Annotated in this window: 11 protein-coding genes; 8 read left to right on the plus strand and 3 right to left on the minus strand. The window is 71.0% G+C overall.

The annotated features are described in order from the left end of the window. Positions 1-29: 29 nt before the first annotated feature. Positions 30-2,009: a sigma-70 family RNA polymerase sigma factor gene (locus tag ABZ887_RS03480; protein ID WP_361282482.1), complete on the plus strand. Its 1,980-nt coding sequence runs from the start codon at positions 30-32 to the stop codon at positions 2,007-2,009. Between the two features lie 43 nt (positions 2,010-2,052). On the opposite strand, the gene ABZ887_RS03485 is transcribed toward ABZ887_RS03480, so the two are convergent. Continuing rightward, on the minus strand, positions 2,053-3,090 hold the full coding sequence (locus ABZ887_RS03485; protein ID WP_361282484.1) for a thaumatin family protein: 1,038 nt from the start codon (positions 3,088-3,090) through the stop codon (positions 2,053-2,055). A gap of 214 nt (positions 3,091-3,304) precedes the next feature. On the opposite strand from ABZ887_RS03485, the gene ABZ887_RS03490 reads away from it, so the two are divergent. The 6 genes from ABZ887_RS03490 (at position 3,305) to ABZ887_RS03515 (ending at position 16,193) form a co-directional block, all read left to right on the plus strand. Beyond that, entirely contained in the window at positions 3,305-4,444 is a 1,140-nt protein-coding gene (locus ABZ887_RS03490) for an LLM class flavin-dependent oxidoreductase (protein WP_361282486.1), read from the plus strand. Further along, a complete protein-coding gene (locus ABZ887_RS03495) occupies positions 4,441-5,049 on the plus strand; it encodes an FMN reductase (protein WP_361282488.1) in 609 nt (202 codons plus the stop codon). The genes ABZ887_RS03490 and ABZ887_RS03495 overlap by 4 nt, the downstream gene beginning before the upstream one ends. Positions 5,050-5,320: 271 nt before the next feature. Then, positions 5,321-6,082, plus strand: coding sequence for a response regulator transcription factor (locus ABZ887_RS03500; RefSeq protein ID WP_361282490.1), 762 nt, complete (start codon positions 5,321-5,323; stop codon positions 6,080-6,082). 57 nt (positions 6,083-6,139) lie between these two features. Then, on the plus strand, positions 6,140-7,558 hold the full coding sequence (locus tag ABZ887_RS03505; protein WP_361283333.1) for a HAMP domain-containing sensor histidine kinase: 1,419 nt from the start codon (positions 6,140-6,142) through the stop codon (positions 7,556-7,558). A gap of 315 nt (positions 7,559-7,873) precedes the next feature. Further along, complete coding sequence (locus ABZ887_RS03510; protein WP_361282492.1) at positions 7,874-15,793, plus strand: RHS repeat-associated core domain-containing protein; 7,920 nt, start codon at positions 7,874-7,876, stop codon at positions 15,791-15,793. Position 15,794: 1 nt separating this feature from the next. Beyond that, entirely contained in the window at positions 15,795-16,193 is a 399-nt protein-coding gene (locus ABZ887_RS03515; RefSeq protein WP_361282494.1) for a hypothetical protein, read from the plus strand. 58 nt (positions 16,194-16,251) lie between these two features. Here ABZ887_RS03515 and ABZ887_RS03520 read toward each other — a convergent pair whose 3' ends face one another. Continuing rightward, positions 16,252-18,051, minus strand: coding sequence for a phosphatidylglycerol lysyltransferase domain-containing protein (locus ABZ887_RS03520; protein ID WP_361282496.1), 1,800 nt, complete (start codon positions 18,049-18,051; stop codon positions 16,252-16,254). A gap of 131 nt (positions 18,052-18,182) precedes the next feature. Beyond that, complete coding sequence (locus tag ABZ887_RS03525; protein WP_361282498.1) at positions 18,183-18,464, minus strand: hypothetical protein; 282 nt, start codon at positions 18,462-18,464, stop codon at positions 18,183-18,185. Positions 18,465-18,541: 77 nt separating this feature from the next. On the opposite strand from ABZ887_RS03525, the gene ABZ887_RS03530 reads away from it, so the two are divergent. Continuing rightward, complete coding sequence (locus ABZ887_RS03530; protein ID WP_361282500.1) at positions 18,542-19,372, plus strand: M55 family metallopeptidase; 831 nt, start codon at positions 18,542-18,544, stop codon at positions 19,370-19,372. Positions 19,373-19,377 lie beyond the last annotated feature (5 nt).

Below are 19,377 nucleotides of genomic sequence, written 5' to 3' on the forward strand. Positions count from 1 at the left end.
CCGGACTCTGCGCGGAGGAACAGACCCACATGACCGACAACCATCGGAGCGGACCCGACCCCGGCGTGGTGACGGCCGCTCGCGCGGGTGACAGAGCGGCCCTGGAACACCTCGTGACCGCGTGTCTGCCGCTGGTCTACAACATCGTCGGCCGGGCCCTGAACGGTCATGCCGACGTCGACGACGTCGTACAGGAGACGCTGTTGCGCATGGTGCGCGGGCTGGAGAAGCTGCGGGATCCGTCCGCGTTCCGGTCGTGGCTCGTCGCCATCACGATCCGGCAGGTGCGCAACCGTGAGCAGTCGCGGGCCACGGACCGGGACCGCAGGGCGCGTCTGGACGACGCCGAGGCGATCACCGACCCGGCGCTCGACTTCGCCGGGCTGACCATCCTGCGGCTGGGTCTGACCGAGCAGCGCCGGGAGGTCGCCGAGGCGACGCGCTGGCTCGACGCGGACGACCAGGAGCTGCTGTCCCTGTGGTGGCTGGAGGAGACCGGCGACCTGGAGCGCGCGGACCTCGCCGGTGCGCTGGGGCTGTCCGACCGGCATGCCGCGGTGCGGGTGCAGCGGATGAAGAAGCAGATGGAGGTCTCGCGGTGCGTGGTGCGGGGGCTCGGGGCCGAGCCGCGCTGTGCAGAGCTGGACGAGATCGCCGAGCCGTGGGACGGCACGCCGAGTCCGCTGTGGCGCAAGCGGTTCGGCCGTCACATACGTGGCTGCGGGGTGTGCGCGGGCCTGGAGCGGGGGCTGCTGCCGATGGACCGGCTGCTGAGCGGCCTGCCGCTGGTGGCCGTGCCGGCCGGCCTCGACCCGGCGCGGGTGCTGGCCCAGGTCACCGCGCACCACACCGCCGCGTCGCATGCCGGCGGGGCTCATGGCGGAGGGGCACATGGCGTCGCGTCCGCCGATCCGAGCAGCGGGGGCGGCGGGGGCGGCGGGGGCGGCGGAGCGGGCCGGGCGCTGCGGCGGCGGCACGGGCGGGCGGCCGGACGGGCGGGCAGCCGTCTCGTGGGCAAGGCCGTGGTGGGCGGTTCGGCGGCGGTCGCGGTCGTCGCGGCGGTCGCGCTGGTCGCGGCCCGGATGACGGCGGGTCCGTCGGTCCCGGCCGCGCAGACGCAGGCGCCGCCGACGCCGGTCGCCGTGGCGTCCCCGAGCCCGAGCCCGACCCGTTCCGCCTCCCCGTCTCCGTCCCCCTCCCACAGCGCGTCGCCGAAACCGTCGGTCAGGCCGACCCCCTCGAAGCACACCGTGGCCCCGGTGCAGGTGGTCTCCGGCGCGAAGAAGGGCGTCGGCGTGTGGACGTTCAACGGGGTGAGCCAGGCGCTCGCCGCGAGCGGGGCGAGCTGGTACTACACCTGGAACACCCAGCACCAGGGCGTGACGACCCCGTCCTCGGCCTCCTACGTGCCGATGATCTGGGGTGCCGCGTCCGTCACCGACGCGTCGCTGGCGCAGGCGCGGGCGGCGGGGCCGTACCTCCTGGGCTTCAACGAACCCGACATGGCGCAGCAGTCGAACATGACCGTCGACCAGGCGCTGGGGCTGTGGCCCAGGCTGATGGCGGCGGGCAAGGTGCTGGGCAGCCCGGCGGTGGCGTACGGCGGGGACACGGCCGGCGGCTGGCTGGACCGGTTCATGTCCGGGGCGAAGGCGAAGGGCTACCGGGTCGACTTCATCACGCTGCACTGGTACGGCGGTGACTTCCGCACCCCGCAGGCCGTACAGCAGCTGACCTCGTACCTGTCGGCGGTGTACGCGCGCTACCACAAGCCGATCTGGCTGACCGAGTACGCGCTGATCGACTTCTCGCAGGGGACCCGTTTCCCGTCGGCGCAGCAGCAGGCGGACTTCGTCACGGCGTCCACGAAGGCGCTCGACGCGCTGCCGTACGTGCAGCGGTACGCGTGGTTCGGGCTCGGTGCGGACCCGGCGAAGCCGAGCAGCGGGCTCTTCACGAGCGGTACGGCGGCCACGGCGGCGGGCCGGGCCTTCCAGGCGGCCCGCTGAGCGGAGGGGGCCGGTGCCGGCAGACGTACCGGCCCCCTCCGGGTCATGGGCTGACGCCCCAGGTGACGCGGTAGCCGCACTCTCCGGAGCAGGTGAGCACGCTGGTCGCGTCGTCGTTGACGTAGGAGTAGGCGAAGGGCTCGGCCGCCTTGAAGACGGCGGCGGAGTCGACCGGCCAGGAGGACGGGACGCACTGAGGGCGGGCCGCGTAGGCGCCCGTGCAGCAGGTCTTGTCGGTGTTGAAGACCAGGCAGGCGCTGAGGCAGGCGACGACGTGGCCGTCGCGGACGCGCTGCAGCTTGGCGGGGCAGGTGGCGTTGGCGTCCCGGGTGCAGCCGGCGGCGGAGCATCCGTCGGCGTCGATCCTGTCCTTCGACGTGCCGCCGTAACTGTTGATCCACATCGGCAGGTTGTTGCCCTCGACCAGGCTGACGTCGTAGAAGTCCATGCCGTTCCAGGCGTTCAGGTTGAACTCGGCGAGGGTGGACGGGAATTCGCCCCAGGTCGAGCCGCACTGGAAGTGGCCGCAGCCGCCGGTCAGGCAGTCGCTGTCGCCGGCGGCGTCGAAGGAGCAGCCGGTGCGGGCCCAGAGGCGGACGTCCCAGTGGTCGGGGATGGCGAAGCTGAGGCTGGCGCCGGGGCGCAGGACCCAGCCGGTGGCCTCGACCGGGTGTTTGGGGTCGGCGGCGATGGCCGGCCAGATGGTCTGGTCGAGTCGGTTGACGAGGGTGATGGTGCGTTTGCCGGAGGCCGCGGCGGCGGTTGTCGGCTGCTTTGCGGTGCGGGCGGGCGAGGAGGCCCTGGCCGAGGGCGAGGCGCCGGTGTGCGGGGTCGCCGAGGCCGAGGCCGAGCCGGACGGTGACGGCGTCCCGGAAGGACTGGCGAGGGGGGTGGCGGCGGCCGTCGTACGGGGGGTGGCCGCAGGCTCGGCGGCGGTGGTCCGCCGGTCCGACGAGGGGCCCGTCTGCATACGGGCCAGCACCACGGCGGTCACCAGGGCGAGGCAGGTGAGGACTACGGCGGCGGTGGCGGCGAGGCCGGAGTACCGGCGGGGTCTGCGGCGGCGGTGGTGGTGCTGCATGTCACGGGGCTCCTGTCCGTTCCCACGGGTGCGGGCTGTCGTAGGGGAGACCTGGACGGGGGTGGTGGGACAACGGAAATGCAAGGGGGTGGCTGGTCGCGCAGTTTCCCGGCGCCCCTTACAGGGCGCCGCAGCCGAAGCCGGGAATAGGTGGCCGCGGGGTCTCGTTCTGTGGGTATAGTTGAATCGTAAACAACCTGGAGGGTGAGCGAGCATGCAGTTCGGGATCTTCACGGTCGGCGACGTCACGCCGGACCCCACCACGGGGCGGACGCCGAGCGAGCGGGAGCGCATCAAGGCGATGGTCGCGATCGCGCTGAAGGCCGAGGAGGTCGGCCTGGACGTGTTCGCGACGGGTGAGCACCACAACCCGCCGTTCGTGCCGTCGTCGCCGACCACCATGCTCGGTTACGTCGCCGCGCAGACGGAGAAGCTGATCCTCTCCACCTCCACCACCCTCATCACCACCAACGACCCGGTGAAGATCGCGGAGGACTTCGCGATGCTCCAGCACCTGGCCGACGGCCGGGTGGACCTGATGATGGGCCGCGGCAACACCGGGCCGGTCTACCCGTGGTTCGGGCAGGACATCCGCGAGGGCATCAACCTCGCCGTCGAGAACTACGCCCTGCTGCGCCGCCTGTGGCGCGAGGACGTCGTCGACTGGGAGGGCAAGTTCCGCACGCCGCTGCAGGGCTTCACCTCCACCCCGCGGCCGATGGACGACGTACCGCCGTTCGTCTGGCACGGCTCGATCCGCTCGCCCGAGATAGCGGAGCAGGCCGCCTACTACGGCGACGGCTTCTTCCACAACAACATCTTCTGGCCCGCCGACCACACCAAGCGGATGGTCGAGTTCTACCGGAAGCGGTTCGCGCACTACGGGCACGGCACGCCCGAGCAGGCGATCGTCGGCCTGGGCGGCCAGGTGTTCATGCGGAAGAACTCGCAGGACGCGGTCCGTGAGTTCCGGCCGTACTTCGACAACGCGCCGGTCTACGGGCACGGCCCGTCCCTGGAGGACTTCACCGACCAGACCCCGCTGACGGTGGGCTCGCCGCAGCAGGTGATCGAGAAGACGCTGGGCTTCCGCGAGTACGCGGGCGACTACCAGCGCCAGCTCTTCCTGATGGACCACGCGGGGCTGCCGCTGAAGACGGTCCTGGAGCAGCTCGACATGCTCGGCGAGGAGGTCGTGCCGGTGCTGCGCAAGGAGTTCGCGAAGGGCCGTCCGGCGGACGTCCCGGAGGCGCCGACGCACGCGTCGCTGCTGGCCGCCGCCGCGGCGGAGAAGAAGGCCGACAAGACTTCGGACGAGTCGGACAAGTCGGGCAAGAAGGAGGCCGGGGTATGAAGCTCGTCGTCGTCTCGGCGGGGCTGAGCGTGCCGTCGTCCACCCGGCTGCTGGCCGACCGGCTGGCAGCGGCGGTGAGCCGGCAGGCCGAGGCCCGGGTCGAGGTCGAGGTGGTGGAGCTGCGCGACCTCGCGGTCGAGATCGCGCACAACTTCACCAACGGGTTCGCAGGGCGGAAGCTGGCGGCTGCGCAGGAGGCGGTGACCGGGGCGGACGGCCTGATCGCGGTCACGCCGGTGTTCACGGCCTCCTACAGCGGGCTGTTCAAGTCCTTCTTCGACGTGCTCGACAAGGACGCGCTGGCGGGGAAGCCGGTGCTGATCGCGGCGACCGGGGGTACGGCACGGCACTCGCTGGTGCTGGAGCACGCGCTGCGGCCGATGTTCGCGTACCTGCGGGCGGTGGTCGTGCCGACGGGTGTCTACGCGGCCTCGGAGGACTGGGGAGCGGAGGGGCTGGACGGCCGGATCGAGCGGGCGGCGGGGGAGCTGGCGGGGCTGATGCGGGGGCTGACGCAGGGGCTGAGCGGGGCCGGGCGGGAGGAGCCGGAGGCTCTGCCGGTCGTGCCGTTCGCGGAGCAGCTGGCGAGGTTGGCCGCGAGCTGAGGGGGGGGCGGGGCGGGGGGTGGGGACGCTTACCGGCGCTGGCAAGGCGCCGCTGCGCCCACCCGTGCCGCCCTGCGGCACGCCCGCCCGCAGCTGGGTGGCTGGGAAGCGCCCCGTAAGGGGCGCGGGGAACTGCGCGAGCAACCCCCACCCGCCCGCAGCCGAATCGCGACGCCCGGTTGCCTCTGTGACGGTGAGAGGCAGGTAAAAAGGGTGATCGTAGGCCCGCTCACCACGGCAGAACCGCCGGAGGCCTTGGCAGACTGGGGACGTGCCCCAGACTGTGCTGCTCGCCGAAGACGACCGTGCCATCCGCCACGCCCTGGAACGGGCCCTCACCCTGGAGGGATATGAGGTGACGGCGGTCGCGGACGGCGTGGAGGCCTTGGCGCACGCCCACCGCACCAGCCCCGACGTCCTCCTCCTCGACGTGATGATGCCCGGCATCGACGGCCTCCAGGTCTGCCGCGTCCTGCGGGCGGAGGGGGACCGCACCCCGATCCTCATGCTGACCGCGCTGGTCGAGACCGCCGACCGGATCGCGGGACTGGACGCCGGCGCCGACGACTACGTCGTCAAGCCCTTCGACGTCGAAGAGGTCTTCGCCCGGCTGCGGGCACTGCTGCGCCGGACCCTGCCCGTGACCACCGGCGGAGGCGCCGGCGGCGTCGGCGCAGGCACCACCGGCGGCGGTGTCGCCGCCGAGCCCGGCCGGGAGCCGCTGGTCTCCGACCGGCAGGTCGAGGCGGCCGGCCTGCGGATGGACCTCCAGGCCCGCCGGGCCTGGCGCGGCAGCCGCGAGCTGGAGCTGACCCGCACCGAGTTCGAGCTGCTCGAACTGCTCGCGCGCAACGCGGGCATCGTCCTCGACCACTCCACGATCTACGACCGCATCTGGGGCTACGACTTCGGCCCCGGCTCCAAGAACCTCGCCGTCTACGTCGGCTACCTGCGCCGCAAGCTCGACGAGCCGGGTGCCCCGCAGCTGATCCACACCGTGCGGGGCGTGGGTTACGTGCTGCGGGAGGACTGAGTGGCCCGCCGCCCCGGACGGCCGGGGCGGTACGGGCTGCCCGCGCGGCTCTGGCGGATGCTGGCCCGGCGCCGGCCCAAGCTCGTCTCGCTGCGCACCACCTTCGTCGTCTCCTTCGCGGCGATCACCGCCGCCGTCACGATCGTCGTCGGCATCCTGTCGTACAACGCGGCCGCCCGGCTGGTCCGCGTCGACCAGCAGTCGGTGTTCACGCAGGTCGTCTCCGACGTCCAGGACGAGGTCAAGCAGCACAAGATGGTGCCGGAGGAGTTCTCCTCCTCGAAGCCCGGGCATGACCTGGTCCGGCCCGCGCGCACCGACGTCCAGGTGCTCGGCGCGCAGGGCGAGATCGTCGACCGCGGCACTCCGGTGCTGCCCGTCACCGCCGCGGACCGGGCGGCCGCCACCGCCGCGGAGGCCGGGAAGACGGTCCAGCACAAGGACGTCCAGGCCGGCGAGGACCTGTTCCGGATCGCCACGGTCTCGCTCGGCGGCGGACGGGGCGCGGTGCAGGTGGCGCAGGAGTTCAGCGACACCGAGGACCTGCTCAACGCGCTCCAGCAGCGGACGCTGCTGCTGATGTCGGCCGTGGTGGTGGCCGCCGGGCTGTTCGGCTGGTGGCTGGCGAGGCGGATCACCCGCCGGCTGGTGATCCTCACCTCGGCCGCGGAGAACGTGGCCCGCACCCGGCAGCTCGGCATCCAGGTGCCGGTGACGGGACTGGACGAGGTGGGCCGGCTGGGCCGCGCCTTCGACCGGATGCTGGGCCGGCTCGCCCAGTCGGAGGAGGACCAGCGGCGCCTGGTCCAGGACGCGGGCCACGAGCTCCGCACCCCGCTGACCTCGCTCCGTACCAACATCTCCCTGCTCCGCCGGATCGACGAACTCCCGCCCGCGACCCGCGACGAACTGGTCGCCGACCTCGGCCAGGAGGCACGCGAGCTGACCGACCTGGTCAACGAGCTGGTCGACCTGGCGGCCGGGCAGTCCGACAACGAGCCCCCGCAGCACGTGGACCTGGCCGACATCGCGGAGGACGTGGCGGGGCTGGCCAGGCGCCGTACCGGCCGTGAGATCGTCCTCCGCGCCGTCGGCGACACGACCACCGACGGCCGCCCGGGGATGCTCCAGCGGGCCCTGTCCAACCTCGTCGAGAACGCGGCCAAGTTCGACCGGGACGGCAAGGCCCCCATCGAGATCAGCGTGACCGGCCCGGCCCGGCCGGGCACGGTCCGCGTCGAGGTCCTCGACCGCGGCCCCGGCATCGCCGAGGGCGACCTGATCCGTATCTTCGACCGCTTCTACCGTGCCGCCGACGCCCGCTCCCTCCCCGGCTCCGGCCTCGGCCTCTCCATCGTCCGAGAGGTCGCCATGGCCCACGGCGGCGCCCCCTTCGCCTTCCGCAGGGAGGGCGGCGGCGCGGTGATCGGGTTCACGGTGGGCGGGGGGTTCGCGGGCGGCACGGTCCGCGTCTGATCCGCCTGGCCGGGGGGCGTCGGCACTCCGGCCGACCGCATCTGCCGACCCCATCTTCCGGTACGGCATGACGCTGACCGCCGTGCCCGCCCTGGCCCTCCCGCGACCACGTCACCTCGCCGGGACGGCCCTGGCGCGCCGCTCCGCCCGTAAGGGACGTCCGGACGGACACGGCTGCCCTCGATCCGGAGATCCTGTGCAAAAGCTGAGCGGGGTCTGTTGAAAGTCTGTTCTCCTGTTGTTCACCTGTCCTGGCCGGATTGGCATGGACACGAATGATCTGCTCTCCCAAGGTCCACACCACCTGGGGGAATCGTGCGCCCTGCCGCCGTACGGGTCCGGCTCGTCTTCGTTCTCGCGCTCGCGCTGCTCACCGGCCTGCTGGGTCCGAACGTGGGGCGCGCCGGTGCGTCTGCGGTGGTGTCCAGGCCGCTGCCGCCCGGCGCGGTCTCCGCGCCGGCCAAGCCCGACCCGAACCGGCCGACCCAGAGCCGAGGCAAGCCGGGAGACGCCTGGCACCGCGCGATCGACCGTTTCCACGCCGGGCTGCGGGCCCGCAACACCCGGCACGCACGGCTCTCCTCCCCGCCGACCGGAGCCGAGCGCAAGGCCGGGAAGCAGACCGCCGCACTGCGTGCCGCCCATCTGCTGCCGAAGCGTCCGCCCAAGCACGTCAGATGGCAGACCGGCAGCACCGGCACCGGCGGTCAGGTCCACCGGACCACCCTGAGCGCCGCCGCGACGAACCCCTGCACCGACTCGACCGGCGGCACACCGGCCCCTCCCTACGGCGCCACCTACGCCCCCGAGGTGCCCTTCGCGGTACAGCCGGCGCACAACATCGACGGAGCCGAGTGGGTCACCGTCACCAACACGTCGGGCAAGAGCTGGGCGGCCAACTCCGTCATCCTCGGCTACCACGTGCTGCGGTCGGACAACAGCGTCTACAACTGCAACGGCTACGGCGTCCTCATCGACAAGGCGGTGGGCTCGGGGCAGTCGATCCGGGTCCTCTCCTACGTGGAGCCGCTGCCCGCCGGCACGTTCAAGGTCGTCTGGGACGCCAGGCTCAACAGCGACGGCACCTGGTTCTCCGCGAAGGGCGTTCCGACGGCCTCCGTGCAGTTGACCCTCCAGCACGCCCCGCCGACCTACGATCTGGTGGCCCCCGTCTGGGACGCGACCGTGCCCACGCTCACCCCGGAACTGCGGATCAACCTGTCCGCCGACAAGACCGCGCCGGTCCAGTCCGAGTTCACGGTGTGCGAGGACCAGGCGGCGACCAAGAACTGCCACGACTCCGGCTGGCTGGACGTCACCATGGGCGACAGCTTCGACGCCGCCGCCACCTGGACCGTGCCGTTGGGCACGCTCAAGTGGAACAAGTCGTACTACTGGCGGTCCAGGATCAGGGACTCCGTGACCACGCCCTGGTCGGCGATGAGCCTCTTCACCCCCGTGGTGTCCCCGCCCGCCTCCGGCGGCGCGCACTACGGAGTGGACCCGTCCGGTCTCGACCCGGCCGGGGTGAGCCTCTTCGCCGGCAACTACTCCCGTGACGAGACCGACCTGAGCGTGCCGGTGCCGGACGGCTCGCAGCCGCTGGCCGTCGAGCGCGTCTACAACACCACGAACACGGTCAACGGCGCCTTCGGCACCGGCTGGTCGTCGATCCTGGACGCAGCGATCGATCCGACCTCCGAGGGCTGGGTACGGGCCACCTTCAAGGACGGCAAGCAGATCCAGTTCGGCAAGAACCCCGACGGCAGCTGGGCGCCCTCGTTCGGCGAGGGCGACTCGGTGAAGTACGAGGTGGAGCACGACACGGGCGTGCCCTGGCTGCGGTTCAAGGACGGATCGTCCGAGGAGTTCTCGCCGACGGGCGGCCACCAGCCGGTGAAGCGGATGTACTCACCGAATGGCAGCACCCTGTTCTTCACTGCCAGCGGCGGCCACATCACGGAGATCGGCCAGGTCCCCTCCGGCCGGTCGATCTTCCTGACCTGGACCGGCAGCCATGTCACCGCGGTGTCGGCGGGCCTGGCCTCCGGCGAGCGCTGGAACACCTGGAAGTACACGTACACCGGCAACCAGCTCACCAAGGTCTGCGACGCCGAGCCGACCCCGCGCTGCACCAACTACGCCTACGGCGCCACCGACTCCTCCCACACGGTGCCCCGGCTGACCCAGATCACCCGCCCCAACACGGCCGCCGTCACCAAGCTGACGTACACCGGCGACCGCCTCTACACCATCGCCTACCCCTCGGACCTGGTGACCGGCGGCTGGGACACCTGGTTCTACAACCGCATCGACCCGCCGAAGGCCGACGTTGACGCCTCCGACGTCATCCACACCACCGACCCGACCGGCGTCAACATCTACTACGAGTTCGACGCGCACGGCAGCCTGCTCTCCCGGTGGACCGGCGGGACCACGCCCACCCACGGCAACACCCGTAGCTGGCAGTACGACTCCACCGGCCGGGTCGCCAGTCTGATGGACGAGAACGACAACATCACCGAGTACCACTGGGACAGCATCACCGGGCAGTTGCAGGACCAGAACCGCTACCGGGAAGCCGCCGGCCCGATCGTCAACACGCACTACGAGTACGACTCGACGCCGTACGCCAACACGCTCTCCGTCGCCGACGGCAACCACCACGCCGTCACCATGACCTACAGCGGCGAGCGACTGAAGACCCGGACCACTCCGCCGACCAAGGCGGCACCCAACGGCGCGACGACCACGTACGGCTACACCTGTGACTCCGGCACCCAGCCGCCGGTGGTCAACGACCCCACCGCGCCCGCGGGAAGCGTCCAGCCCTGCGGCCTCCTGGCCACCGTCACCGATCCCGACGGGCACGTCACCCGCTACGGCTACGACCGCTTCGGCGACCGCACCCTGGAGCAGCTGCCCACCGGCGGTGCCGTCAACAGCTACTTCGACACCCACGGCATGATGAGCCGCCAAACCGTCTCCGACACCCCGGGCGGCTCCGGGTACACGACCTCGTACACCTACGACACCCACGGGCGGGTGCTGTCCGCCGTCGGCGACCCGGTGTCCGACCCCGTGGTCGCGGGCGGCGGCTGGAACGACCAGCTGCAGGTCTTCAACACCTACGACGCGGACGGCAACCTCGCCTCCACCTCCCGCGTCGACTATCTCGGCCTGCCCGAGGAACCCGACGTCACGCGCTACGAGAGCTACGCCTACGACGCTCGGGACCGCCTCACGAGCACCACCACCGAGAACGACCAGGGCAGCGGCCCCGAGTCGTACGTCCTGTCGCACCAGCTCTACGACGGGGTGGGCCACGTCGCGGACTCCTGGGACGCCAACAACATCCGCTACCACTACACCTACGACTCGCGCGGCCAGCTCAGCTCCGTCGCCATCCCCGCGTACACGGACACGCCCGGCCAGAGCGGCGCCGCCACCCGCAGCGTGCGCCTGAAGGCCTACGACTACGACAACGCGGGCCGCCTCGCGGACTTCTGGGACGCCAAGGGCCACGTCGTGTCGTACACCTACACCCACGACGACCTGCTGAAGTCCGAGACGTACATCGCGCACGCCGACCCGGACAACCCGAACTCCACCCGGGACGTCCCGCTGCACTCCTACACCTACGACCTGGCCGGCAACCTGCTCAAGGACATCGAGGGCGGCGGCAGCGGCGCCCGCACGACGACGTACGGCTACGACGACGCCAACGAGCGCACCTCGACGACCGTCGACCCGGACGGCCTGAACCGCACCACCGCCTACAGCTACGACAAGGCGGGCCTGCAGACCGGCACCACGGTCTCCGACGCCACCCGCACCGAGTCCACCAGCCAGTCCTACGACCCGGTGACCGGCGCCATGGCCCAGTCGACGGTCCACAACGACGCCACCGCCGACCTCGTCACCAAGTACACCCGGGACGCCTTCGGCCGCGTCCTCACGGTCACCGACCCGCGCCAGAACACCACCTCGTACACGTACGACGCGATGGGCCGCACCTCGACGGTGACCGGACCCGCGGTGCCGGTCGAGGACGGGTCCGGTGCGGGGGCGACGATGACCCGGCCCGTCACGAAGTACGGCTACGACGCCTTCGGCGACACGACGGGCATGCGCGATCCGAAGGGGAGCGGCTCGAGTTTCACCTACGACCGGCGCGGCGACCTGACCGACATCCACCGCGCGGACGGCTCGTCGGACCACCGGGCCTTCGACCACGCCGGGAACGTGCTGTCCGACACGAGCACCGACTCCGGCCGTACCGACTACACCTACGACGCCCGCAACCGGGTGCACACCGCGACCCGCTGGAACCGGGACACGAACAAGGCCGACGGCACCCCTGCCACCTACACCTACGACGACAACTCCAACCTGCTGTCGGCCATCTCCTTCACCGGCGCCCAGACGCTGAGCACCTACGACGACATGGACCATCGGCAGACCGTGGACGACGTCGTCCGCAACGGCACCGCCACGCCCGACCAGGACATCACCCAGTACCGCTACGACGACTTCGGCGAGCCGACGCACAGCTGGCAGACGATCGACGGCAAGGTCTTCGAGTCCCGTTCCGGCTACAACGCCGCGGGCGAGCTCAGCTCCGAGTCGGAGACCGGCCGCGGCACCACGAACTACCTCCACGACGTCGCGGGCCGGCTCACCCTGGTCACCGACCCGCTGCAGCGCGCCACCGAGACCGACTACGACCTGGCCGGCCGCCGCACCGCCGTCATCGCCAAGGACCCCGACGGCAACGAGGTGGCCCGCACCGACTACACCGTGGACCCGTCGGGCAACGTCACGGCCGTCAAGGACCCCAACCGCAACGTCTGGCGGGCGAGTTACGACGCCGGCAACCGGCTTACCGCCCTGACCGACCCGGCCCCGACCGCCGCCGACGGCACGGTCGCCGCAAACCCGGTCACCACCGTCGGCTACGACGAGCTCGGCGACGCCACCCGCGTCACCGACGCCGACCAGCACACGACGTACCAGACGTACCTCGGCAGCTGGCTGCACACCCGGGTGGAGCCAGCCACCAGTGCCCAGCCGGCCGCCGCCGACCGCACCTGGACCTACGAGCACAGCTCCGGTGTGGGCGGACGCCTCACCAAGGTGACGGAACCCGGCGGTGTCTCCACGTCGTACACCTACGACACCTACTACCGGAACACCGGCCAGACCGGCACCGGCGGCGCGGGCGGCACGGTGAACCGGTCGTTCGGCTACGACCTGGACGACCGGCCGACCTCGGTCGGCGCCCCCGGCGGCACCGAGAACTTCACCTACGACGACCGAGGCCTGCTCACCGGCAGCAACGGCGCCCTGGGCACCTCGACCTACCGCTACGACTCGCTGGGCCGGCTCACCTATCAGCAGGACCCGGCAACGTCGGTGTCCTACGGCTACAGCGGCCTGGAGGACGTCGGGAGCGTCTACGACGGACTGACCGGCGCCAGCGTCTCCTACACCCGGGACACGGCCGGCCAGGTCAAGAAGATCACCGGCAGCGTGCCGGGCGAGGGCACCTACTACCCCGCCCAGGACCTCACCTACGACGACCTCGGCCGCCTCACCTCCGAGACCATCACCCCCGACGCCCCCTTCCAGGACCAGAAGAGCACGCTCTCCTACACCTGGGACAAGAACGGCAACCTGAAGACCGCCACCCGCACCGGCCGCTACATCGCCGCGGGCACCACCAGCTACGACTACGACGAGGACAACCGGCTCGTCCGCTCCTCGACGGACGGTGCCACACCGACCGGCACCGACTACACCTGGGACGCGGTGGGCAACCGAACCTGGGCCACCCCGTGGTCGGGCACTGCGCACACCCCCACCGGCCAGACCACGTCGGCGCAGTACGACGAGCGCAACCGCCTCACCCGCACCGCCGTCTCCGGTGGCGACACCACCACCTACGACTGGACGGCGCGCGGCACTCTGGCCAAGACCACCACGGCCACGGCGAGCGGCTCGACGTCGAGCGCGGCATCGGTCTTCGACTCCTTCGACCGCCTGGTCGGCGACGGACAGCACACCTACTCCTACGACAGCCTGGACCGCCTCCTGTCGGTCTCCGACGGCACGACCACCCGTCAACTCGGCTACGGCGGGCTGTCGAAGGAGCCGGACAGCGACGGCAGCTGGACCTACGCCCGCGCCGCGGACGGCACCCTGCTGTCCGGCAAGCCGGCCGGCGGCATCGCCATGCCCCTGGTCCAGGACGTGCACGGCAATGTCGTGGCCTCGCTGGACACGACCTTCGGCGACGTGTTCGCCTCCCGTGCCTACGACCCCTTCGGCAAGGTCACCGCCCAGTCCAACGCGGCGACCATGACCGTCGGCTTCCAGGGCAGCTGGACGGACTCGACGACCGGCCGGGTCTCCGCGGAGTCCCGCTGGTACGACCCGGGCAGCGGCACCTTCGCCTCGGCGGACACCGCCTCGGTCCCGGTCACCGACGCGACCTCCATCAACGACTACCTGTACGGGAACGCCAACCCGACCAGCCGTCTCGACCCCGACGGGCACTGGTCAGTCACGGCCTTCGCCAACAGGGCGCTGGACTGGAGCCAGGCGAAGATCGACGAGGAGTTCGCGAACATCACCCGGGTCGCCGGTTCCGCGGTCGCCGAGACCGCCGGCGCCGCCGCCGAGGGAGCGGGCGCCGTCGTGGAGGGCGCGGAGGTGGTGGCCGGGGCCGCCGCCACCGTGGGCGCAGGCGAGGTGCTCCTCGTGGTCGGCGGCGTCGTGGTGGTCGTCGCCGCGGCTGCCATCCTCTACGACGCCGCCACCGGGACCGCGACCTTCGACGCGTCCGCCATCCGTACGCCGGCGGTACCGCCGCCGCCGACCACCACGGTGCCGCCGCAGCCGCCGCACCCCACCAAGCCGGTCGTCACCGGCACCAAGCAGCAGACCCACACGACCAGTTGGCAGACCACCACCAAGTGGTACGACGACACGTACCTCTACACCCGCACCGACTACTACAGCTACACCACCACCCAGCAGTGGACGTACTACGACAACGGCACCCACGCCTACCGCTGGTGGCGCAGCCCTACACGCCACCGTTGGGTCACCGAACGCCAGCCCCTGTTCGACGTCGACGACCCGATCCTGGTCCCCACCACGGCCCCGGCCAAGCCGACCGGCGCCACCATCTCGGCCATCGCCAATGACAAGGCCACCTGCGGCACCCCGGGGGCGAGCGGCAACAGCTGCGTGGCGGGCAGCCGCAACACCGGCCTGCCACCGGGTGCCGGGGACGGCGGCGGCGGGTTCTGTGTCGGCGGTCTGCTCGGATTCAGCTGCTCGGCGAGCGGCAACCTCCTCGACATGGTCACCGGCGCCGTGGCCTGCGGTCTCGGCGACGCGGTCCTGGGGTCGGTGTGCCAGGGCACGGGCACGGACGGCGAGACGGCGGGGCAGTGCAGTTTCCGCGCCGACACGCCGGTCCTGATGGCGGACGGGAAGACCAAGCCGATCGGTGAGGTGAAGCCGGGCGACGAGGTCGAGGCCGCCGATCCCGGCACCGGCGAGCACCGCGGCACCCACAAGGTCACCGCCCTCCACCGCAACCTCGACAACGACCTGGTCGACGTGACCGTCCACACCCCGGACGGCCACACCGAGACCCTCCACACCACGTCGAAGCACCCGTTCTGGGACGAGACCGACCACATATGGAAACCGGCCTCCGACCTCAAGCCCCACGACGCCCTGGCCACCGAAGACGGTCACAAGGCCTACGTCGTTACCGTCCGTGGGACCCCCGGCGCCGGCGAACGGTACAACCTCACCGTCGCCCAACTGCACACGTACTATGTGCTGGCGGGCGCCACACCCGTCCTCGTTCACAACTGTGGTCCGGGCGGTCCTGGGTTTGGTCAACCCTGCACATGCAGTGCTGATCAGAGCTTTGCGAGACTTGGAACCAGCAAGGAAAGTACCGGACGACTTTCAGCTCAGGCGCAAAAGGCCGAAGAGAACTCCAAGTCATTTGGCCACGGAGTTTCGGTGCTGGCGGTGGACGGCCCATTCGAGGGTGCGTCGATAGCGACGAAGGAGCAGATAGAGGCGGCAGGTTTTTATCTGATCTTCACTCCGACGCGGAATAATCCAACGCATCACACCTTGATACTGCCGAATCCAGTGGATGCTGTAGTTCAAAAATCATTCAACGTCGTTTTTGGGCGGAGGTAAATTGAGCGAGCATTTGACGGAGAAGCTTGGTCGGCCCGAGGTTCTGATCATCATCGATTGGCATGATGGGCCGGTAGAGGGAATTCTTTGGCGTCGAGGTGAGATTACCTGCTGGTACTTCAAGCTGTTTGCGGAGCGGTCGGAGACTACTGTTCTTGACGACAGGATCTTCGCCCTCTGGGCGCTTCCTGACTCAGACGGCGCAGTTCTTTCCGGAGAATTCGGAGAGTCTGGTAACGGTGCGCATGTCTGGCCCGTCTCGGGTGGGCTCGGCTCGATTGAGGCTCGTCGCATTGTCGACGGGATCCTGTCCGCCAGGCCGGGATCGCCGAGCCTTTTGGTCAGGACTTCTGATTTCATCAATATTGCGGGAGTCTGGGAAGTGGTGATGTCGGGCTGATCGCCCTGGGAGATCGGTACCCGGGGGCGCACGGGCTTCCCCGATGGTGTGGGTCTGGTCACGACCCCCAGGGCACCGTCAGGAACCCCTCCGCCCGAGCGCTCGCCAGCCCGATCCTCGGCAGGTCGCTGCTCTTCGTGAAGAGGATGTAGCGCGGCTCCCACACCGGGCGGTACTTCGCGTTCGCGCGGTACAGGGACTCGATCTGCCACCAGCGGGAGAAGAACGTCAGGGTGGCGTGCCAGAGGCGGAGGACCGGGCCGGCGCCCAGGCGGGCGCCGCGTTCGAAGACCGAGCGGAACATCGCGAAGTTCAGGGAGACGCGGTCGACCTTCAACTCGGCGGCGCGGAGGAGGAGTTCGACGACCATGAACTCCATCAGGCCGTTCTCGGAATCGCGGTCGCGGCGCATCAGGTCCAGGGAGAGGCCCTGCTCGCCCCAGGGGACGAAGCTGAGGAGGGCGCGGGGGGTGTCGTTCGCGTCCCGGCACTCCAGCATCACGCAGCGGCCGTCCGCCGGGTCGCCGAGGCGGCCGAGGGCCATGGAGAAGCCGCGTTCGGTGGCGCCGTCGCGCCAGCTGTCGGCCCGTTCGATGAGGGTCGCCATCTCGTCGGCCGGGATGTCCTCGTGGCGGCGGATGCGGACCGTGTAGCCGGCCCGGCGGACCCGGTTGTGGGCCTGGCGGACGACCCGCATCGCGCGGCCCTCCAGGGTGAAGTCGGCGATGTCGACGATCGCCTCGTCGCCCAGCTCCAGGGCGTCCAGGCCGTGCCGGGCGTAGACGGTGCCCGCCTCCTCGCTGGCGCCCATGACGGCCGGCGTCCAGGCGTGCTGCCGCGCCTCCGTCAGCCACGCGTCGATCGCGCCGGGCCACGCCTCCGGGTCGCCGATCGGATCGCCCGAGGCGAGGCTGACGCCGCCGACGACGCGGTAGGTGACCGCCGACTTGCCGGTGGGGGAGAAGATCGCCATCTTGTCGCGGCGCAGCGCGAAGTAGCCGAGGGAGTCGCGGGCGCCGTGCCGGTCCAGCAGGCACCTCAGCTTCGTCTCGTCCTCCGCGCTGAGCAGGCGGCGGCCGCGCGGGGAGCGGAAGCCGGCGTAGAGGACCAGGCAGAAGGCGGCGGCGAGGAGGGCGTTGATGACGATGTCGGTCCAGCGGGGGGCGTGCACCGCGGTGACGTGGTCGGCGAGCGGGCCGACGCTGACGCCCCTCAGGAGGGTGTAGGCGATCTCGTCGGGGAGAGTGGCGCCGGGGAGTTTGTTCGTGGCGTGGACGAGGAGGGTGCCCAGGACGCCGGTCACGAGGACGCCGGCGGCCCCGACCGCCAGTGCCGTCTTCGGGTTCGACGGGTCGCCCACCGCGTTGAACTCCCGGCGGCTGACCAGCAGCGCGGCCACGAAGAGGCCGGTGAGGGCCGCCGAGACCCAGTTGAAGGCGTGGGCGCGGTACTCGTGCTGGGTGAGGGCGAGGGCGTAGAGGGCGAAGAGCGGGGCGGACAGGAGCAGGTTGACCACCCAGGCCGCGCGCTTGCGGCGGCGCATCACCAGGACGAAGAAGATGGCGAGGGCGGCCGAGACCAGGCCCGCCGTGGCCAGGTACGGGGTGAAGAACTGGCCGCTGTGGTGCGCGTGCTGCCGGTGCAGGTGCAGGGTGATACGGCCGTTGTTGTGCTCGTCGACCTCCTCGCGGAACGGGAGCGACACCACCGCCACTATGTTCAGTACGGCGATCACGCGCAGGTACCAGACGGTGAAGTCGGCGGCCCGCCTGCGCAGGGCGCCGCCGGAGGCGCCGGTGGGGGCGCGCAGGGCGGCGGAGACGCGGGGCGGGATCAGGGTCGACAGCTGTGCGGGCATGGGGACCGGTCACCTTGGGGACGGGGAGCGGGTTGACGGAGGGCTGACCCTACAGTCTGTAAGGTAACGGTGGGGGACGGGGGAGGGATCCGTCCCGGTACGGAATACGGTGTGAAAGGGCGTACCGCCTCTTACGGACGCACGGGGGCCTGCGCCCGTTCCCGCTCCACCCGCCGCCGGGCCGCCAGCATCCACGCCAGGTTGCCGATCGCCGCCCCGGCCGCCACCGCCGCCACGATCACCCCGCCGGTCGCCAGCCCGTCGCTGAACAGGTGCGGGCGCCGGTCGAGGCTGTGCAGGCCGAAGCCGGACAGCTCGTACACGCCCACCGCCGCGACCAGCAGACTCGCCACCAGCACCGCCACCGTGGGGGCGAGACTGCGCCGCGCCTCCTGTGTGTCCGTGCCCTGCATGAGTACCCCCGTGAGCTGACGAGCCGCCGTGGCCGATGGGGAACCTACAATACGTAGGGTCCGGATAGCCTCAGGACGTGCGTATTTACATCAGCGTGGATATGGAAGGCATCACCGGGCTGGTCGACCGGGACGATGTGCAGCCGGGCGGCCGGGACTACGAGCGCGGCCGGTCGATGATGGCCGAGGACGTGAACGCGGCGATCCGCGGGGCGGTGGCCGCCGGTGCCACCGAGGTGCTCGTCAACGACGCCCACGGGCCGATGCGGAACCTGCTCCCCGAGCAGCTGCACCCCGCCGCCCGCCTGGTGCGCGGCAAGCCGAAGAGCATGCTCATGCTGGAGGGGCTCACGGCGGAGCACGACGCGGCGATATGTGTCGGGTACCACTCCCGGGCCGGTGTCCTCGGTGTGCTGAGTCACAGCTTCATGGGCCACGAGATCGAGGACATCTGGCTGGACGGGAGGCCCGCCGGGGAGATCGGCCTCGCGCACGCCACCGCCGCGGCCCTCGGTGTCCCGGTGGTGGCCCTCACGGGTGACGACGCGGCGTGCACCGAGATGACGGCGTGGGACGAATCGGTCGTCACCGTGCCCGTGAAGTACGCCCGGGACCGGTTCGCCGCCGAGCTGCGCCCGGCGGAGGAGGCCCGCCGGGCGATCGAGGAGGCGGTCGTGGCGGCCCTGACGCCGGTGCCGAAGCGGCCCGCCGCGCCCGAGGGCGAGTCGGTGCTCGCCGTGCGCTGGCAGTCCGCCTCCGTGCCCGCCGTCCTCCTCGGCATCCCCGGGGTGACGGCCGTGGACAGCCGTACCGTCCAGGCCCGTGGTCCGCTGCCCGCCCTCTACCGCCAGTTCGGCGTCTGGATGCGGGTCGCCTCCTCGCTCACCAACCAGCCGCCGTACTGCTGACTCCG

This window comes from Streptomyces sp. NPDC047061 (genome assembly GCF_040643955.1).
GTDB lineage: Bacteria > Actinomycetota > Actinomycetes > Streptomycetales > Streptomycetaceae > Streptomyces.